General features: G+C 46.7%; 6 protein-coding genes and 1 pseudogene. 2 read left to right on the plus strand and 5 right to left on the minus strand.

Features of this window, described 5'->3' with window-relative positions; genetic code table 11:
* The first annotated feature begins 348 nt into the window (after positions 1-348).
* Positions 349-969, plus strand: coding sequence for a glutathione S-transferase family protein (locus DZ54_RS0110515; protein ID WP_025674024.1), 621 nt, complete (start codon positions 349-351; stop codon positions 967-969).
* Between the two features lie 24 nt (positions 970-993).
* Here the strand turns inward: DZ54_RS0110515 and DZ54_RS0110520 are convergent, their stop codons facing one another.
* Positions 994-1656, minus strand: coding sequence for a glutathione S-transferase (locus DZ54_RS0110520; RefSeq protein WP_025674025.1), 663 nt, complete (start codon positions 1654-1656; stop codon positions 994-996).
* Between the two features lie 88 nt (positions 1657-1744).
* Positions 1745-2281 carry a hypothetical protein gene (locus DZ54_RS0110525; RefSeq protein WP_037330767.1) on the minus strand — a complete coding sequence of 179 codons (537 nt, stop codon included), beginning with the start codon at positions 2279-2281 and terminating at the stop codon, positions 1745-1747.
* A gap of 182 nt (positions 2282-2463) precedes the next feature.
* On the opposite strand from DZ54_RS0110525, the gene DZ54_RS0110530 reads away from it, so the two are divergent.
* Positions 2464-4020: a cryptochrome/photolyase family protein gene (locus tag DZ54_RS0110530; RefSeq protein WP_025674027.1), complete on the plus strand. Its 1557-nt coding sequence runs from the start codon at positions 2464-2466 to the stop codon at positions 4018-4020.
* An 82-nt stretch (positions 4021-4102) separates the two neighbouring features.
* On the opposite strand, the gene DZ54_RS26055 is transcribed toward DZ54_RS0110530, so the two are convergent.
* The 3 genes and pseudogenes from DZ54_RS26055 to DZ54_RS24190 all read right to left on the minus strand — a co-directional run.
* Positions 4103-4357, minus strand: a complete 255-nt coding sequence (locus DZ54_RS26055; protein WP_240473966.1) for an OmpA family protein — start codon at positions 4355-4357, stop codon at positions 4103-4105.
* Positions 4358-4361: 4 nt separating this feature from the next.
* The gene (locus DZ54_RS26060) at positions 4362-4742 is read right to left on the minus strand and encodes a glycine zipper domain-containing protein (RefSeq protein WP_240473967.1); all 381 of its coding nucleotides are present in this window, start codon (positions 4740-4742) and stop codon (positions 4362-4364) included.
* Between the two features lie 199 nt (positions 4743-4941).
* Positions 4942-5059 (minus strand): annotated as a pseudogene (locus DZ54_RS24190) (IS5/IS1182 family transposase); the annotation flags it as partial.

The raw sequence follows: 5059 nt of genomic DNA on the forward strand, positions 1-5059 counted from the left end.
TGCGGCCAGTGTTCTTCATTACTTGAAGTAGCTTTTGCCACCGCTTATCAGTTAGCATGAGTCTCGGCATGGTATGGCGTTACAGTTTGTTTTTGGCGAAAGAGATTATAACGCCTTATCATGCCGTTCAAAAAACAATCACGAAAGATCAACACGCCCTAGTAGCATTAAACATTGATTTAAGCGATCAAAGCAGCATGATCCTTGGGTTTGTCTGTGTTTTGATGGCTAAGTTGTGATGCTTTTAGCATCGAAATACGATGACTTGCTAAGCTAGCAAGATTATGCGAGCCTCAAAGATTCAAATCAAAGCAAGGAACTGCTTCCGTCTATTACAAGGAGAGTAAGATGAAAGTGTATGGACATCCGCTGTCAATCAATGTTCAGAAAGTGATGTGGTTGATAGAAGAACTCGATTTAAGTATTGAGCTAGAAGAAATCGACATTCATCATAATCATCGCGACGCACAAGCCATCGCTGAACGTTGCCCGATGCAACAAGTTCCTGTGCTAGAAGATGGGCCGAATAGTGTATGGGAATCACATACCATATTACGCTATTTGGTTGCTTGCTATGGCAACAAAATGTGGTATCCCGACTGCGCGTTCCAGCGCTCATCCTACGAACGTTGGATGGACTGGTGTCTTTCTTCGTTCCAACCCGTGATCAAATCAGCACTGTTTTCTTCTACCTCAGGCCATGCAAATGTGATGGCGTCGAAAGAAAAGGCGCTAGAGCAATGTCGTTATGATTTGGATCGGATCAATGGCGTGCTGGCTGAGCAAAAATACCTTGCGTCAGACCGCATGACACTGGCTGATATTGCGGTGGGGAGCTTAATCCATAGCTTGCACAATGAGGCGTCTTTAACCTTGCCTCCTAATGTATCTCGCTGGTATCAACAATTCGCCGATTTGCCAAGCTATCAGCGTTGGATCATGCAAGCAGAGTCGACTCTGCCTGCATAATATAAGCATCAACACTATCTCCGTTTACAGTGTTTTTAGAGGGCCGACCACGCACAACGCATTCTGGTAGCCGGGTTGCTGTTCAATTTGCTCCAGATAGCGAAAAATATTGGCGTGATGCTCGGTATTAAGCTGTTTGCGCGCCGCCAACAGTGGAAAACTCATTTGGATATCGGCGGCGGTGACTTGCTCGCCACAGAGCCACGTATGCTGCGCTAAATGATTATCTATCATGGCGAAGTGATCGCGCAGTTGTGGCGCTAAAAACTGCTGACGAACGCCCTCCATGAGCTTCCTAGCTAATGGACGGATAAAAAATGGCATGGGGGATTCTGGTACTTTGCTAAATATCAAAGACATCACGAGTGGTGGCATCAGTGAGCCCTCTGCATAATGCATCCAGTATCGGTAGAGACTCTTTGCTTTTGCTGTTTCAGGGACCAAGCTGCCGTTGCCGTATGTATCCAGAAGGTATTCAATGATTGCGCCAGATTCGGCAATCACAATATCCCCATCTTCAATAACGGGGGCTTTCCCTAGGCTATGTATTTGTTTTAACTCACGCGGTGCGAGTTTGGTTTTTGGATCACGCTGATGACGAACCAATTGATAAGGGATCGCCAAAGACTCCAATAACCAAACGATACGTTGAGATCGCGATTGCTCTAAGTGATGTAAAGTAATCATATCGGACCATTTTAGACTGTAATTTAAAAAATTAGGCTCAGCATAACGTACGGGTCTAGCGCTGATTCGATCAATAATTGTTGGCAGATCATTGGCTAAGTGAGGGAAGAACCTGCCCTTCGATACGGAGATCGGGGCTGACTTTTCGAATATTTGTGCCTCGAATATATAGATTGCCACCGACATAGATATCGTCAGGAATGGCGTCTATGGGCGAGTTAGTCAGATATAAATTGCCTTCAACAAATAGACGCTGGGGTAGCTCGGTCAATGGTGTATTGACCAGGCTTAAATCGCCTCGCACAACCAGATTAGGGGGGAGGCGCGTTATTTGTGTATTGGTTAGGTTAATATAGCCCCCGACTTTCATCCTGGGTAGCTGCTTCAATCCGGTATTCGCGGCGTTAAAATACCCGCCAATATCTAACCCACGGGGCAGCCGCACAATATCACTGGCTTCGATATCAAGATACCCTTTGGTTTTGAATCCGGCTGGGAGCGCTGTAATCGGTGCAAAGCGTAGTTTTACATTGCCGTAATTATCGATGTAGCCATGAAAGCGAAGATCTTGTACAAACTGGCTCGCGGGCTCGTTCATTGCCAATGTTGGATAGACAACTATCATTGGTGTGATCAATAGGCAAAACCTGACAAGAAAAGCGCGCATAATAGTGAGGCTTACTGACGAATGTTCGCTCCAATGTAGAGTCTTTTGGCAGATATTCAAGCTTATTGGGCAAAGCAATCATCGAAAATGTGGTTTGCTGCGTATGGTTTTGCAACATTTATAATGACAATGAGGTGCTAGTGAAGAACACGCACTATTCAACCTTGCGCTTGGTGTTGGGCGATCAGCTTAATGCAAGCCACTCGTGGTTTAAACAAACCGATGATACTGTGCTTTATCTGATTGCAGAGCTAAATCAGGAGGCGACCTATGTCAGACATCATGCCCAAAAGGTAAGCGCGTTCTTCGCGGCGATGGCGGCATTTTCTCATGCACTCGAGCAGGCGGGCCACCATGTCTGTTATCTCACTTTAGATGACACCCAAGGCTATCAAGATTTACCCACGCTGATCAGCGATTTATGTGAACACTATCAGATAAACACCTTTGCGTATCAGCGACCGGATGAATATCGGCTTTCGCAGCAACTATCAACGTTAAACCTCCCCGAACAAGTGACAACCCAGTGTGTTGATACAGAGCACTTCTTACTGCCCTACGAGCAAATAGCGGCCCAGTTTACGGCGAATAAACATCGTAAGATGGAGTATTTTTATCGTGATATGCGTCGTCAGTTTGGTGTCCTGATGGATGGTGAGTCGCCAGAAGGTGGGCGCTGGAATTATGATCAAGAGAATCGTAACAAACTCAAGAAAAGCGATTTAGCGGCCATTCCGTCACCCTTGGTATTTAGTAACGATGTTCGCGATATTTTGGCTCGTATCGAACGGCACAATGTGGCGACGATCGGCGAACCCGCGCCAGATTTACTCTGGCCTGTGACCCGCTCACAGGCTAAATCTTTGTTGGATCATTTTTGCCGTCATTGCTTGCCCCTGTTTGGTCAGTTTCAAGATGCGATGACCGGTCGCAGTGAGCACCAGTGGAGCCTCTACCACAGTCGTATATCGTTTGCACTGAACGCTAAGCTCCTTCATCCCATGCAGGTGATCACTGCAGCGATTGAGTATTTCAGAGAAAGTGATGCAATCAATTTGGCGCAGATCGAAGGGTTTGTGCGTCAAATCTTGGGCTGGCGAGAATACATTCGCGGGGTGTACTGGGCAAATATGCCTGTTTATGCAGAGAAAAATATCCTCGAGGCCGATCGACCACTCCCGCGTTATTTTTGGGATGGACAAACCAACATGCGGTGCGTGTCTCAAGCGGTGACCCAGTCATTGCAAACGGCCTATGCGCACCATATTCAGCGACTTATGGTGACGGGTAACTTTTGTTTGTTGGCGGGTATTGATCCGGATGCTGTCGATGACTGGTACTTATCGATTTATATTGATGCGATAGAATGGGTGGAGATGCCCAACACGCGGGGCATGACGCAATTTGCTGATAATGGTTTAGTCGGCACGAAACCTTATGCGGCCAGTGGGGCTTATATTAATCGCATGAGTGATTATTGTGGCGATTGTCATTATTCAGTGAAAGAGAAGGTGGGGGATAATGCATGCCCACTGAATGCACTTTACTGGCATTTTATGCAGCGTCATCGTGATCGCTTTCATCGAAACCCAAGGATGGCCATGCCTTATAGAAATTGGGACAAAATGGACACTGCCCAGCGTGAAGCTATTATTCAGCGTGCAGATGCGCTGCTTGATAACCTCGATAACCTCTAAGGCCAACGACGACCACCCAAACACGGTGCGCTTTACCGCGAGAAAGCGCACCGCGTCGTGTCGTTATTGACTGATGCAACCACTATTGAGTGTTTGGCACCACTTGAATCTCAACGCGGCGGTTTAACGCACGATTGGATGCGTTGTTATTGGCCACGAGTGGACGTGTCTCACCAAACCCAGAGGTATAAAGACGCGCATTATCGATAGACTGGCTGGCAAGATAGCGTTTAACGCTCATCGCACGTCGCTCCGACAAGCCTTGGTTGTATGAGGCTGCGCCTGTGTTGTCCGTATGGCCTTCAATACTCAAAAAGGTTTTGTCGTATTTGCGCATGACATTAGAAACCGCATTGGAGAGTGGGGTAGAAGTCTGCGGCGATCGCATCTTGGTCAAGCCCAAATGTAATATTCGATGGCATGATCAAACGAATGTTATCCCCTTCTCGCACAACCTGGATGCCGGATCCCGCCAACTCCTCACGGAAAGCTTGCTCTTGCTTATCCATATAGTTGCCCACGGCTGCACCACCAATCGCACCAATCGCCGCCCCGATAAATGCCCGTTTACTTTTATGGTTCGAGGTAGACTTACCCGCAATCGCCCCAGTAATCGCGCCAATCGTCGCACCTTTCTGCGCATTCGACATCGATTCACAACCTGTTAATGCCAATGAGGCGGTTAAAACCGCCACAGCGGAAAGCTTACATTTTATTCCCATGGTGTTCTCTCTATCACAAGTTAGCGATGACTATAATCTATCGCACGTTAGACACTATTCTTCAAGAAAGTGTCAAAAAAATGATTCGTTGCTGATGTTTTAAACGTAATTGACTTTGGCGTAGACACAACGCTCAGTTTTGTCTTTTATTTTTCTTATCCTGCCTAGGGCGTGTTGATCTTTGCTGTACACATTTTATTCAGCAATACATCGGCAGCCACATTATAGTAAACGCCAGTGATACCATACTGGCGTAATTTCTTGCTAACTTATCATATCTCGTTGATATTGCTCGGAAGTGCTTAATCCTCGCGAAA

It is taken from the genome of Salinivibrio socompensis S35 (assembly GCF_000513715.1).
In the GTDB taxonomy this organism is placed as follows: domain Bacteria; phylum Pseudomonadota; class Gammaproteobacteria; order Enterobacterales; family Vibrionaceae; genus Salinivibrio; species Salinivibrio socompensis.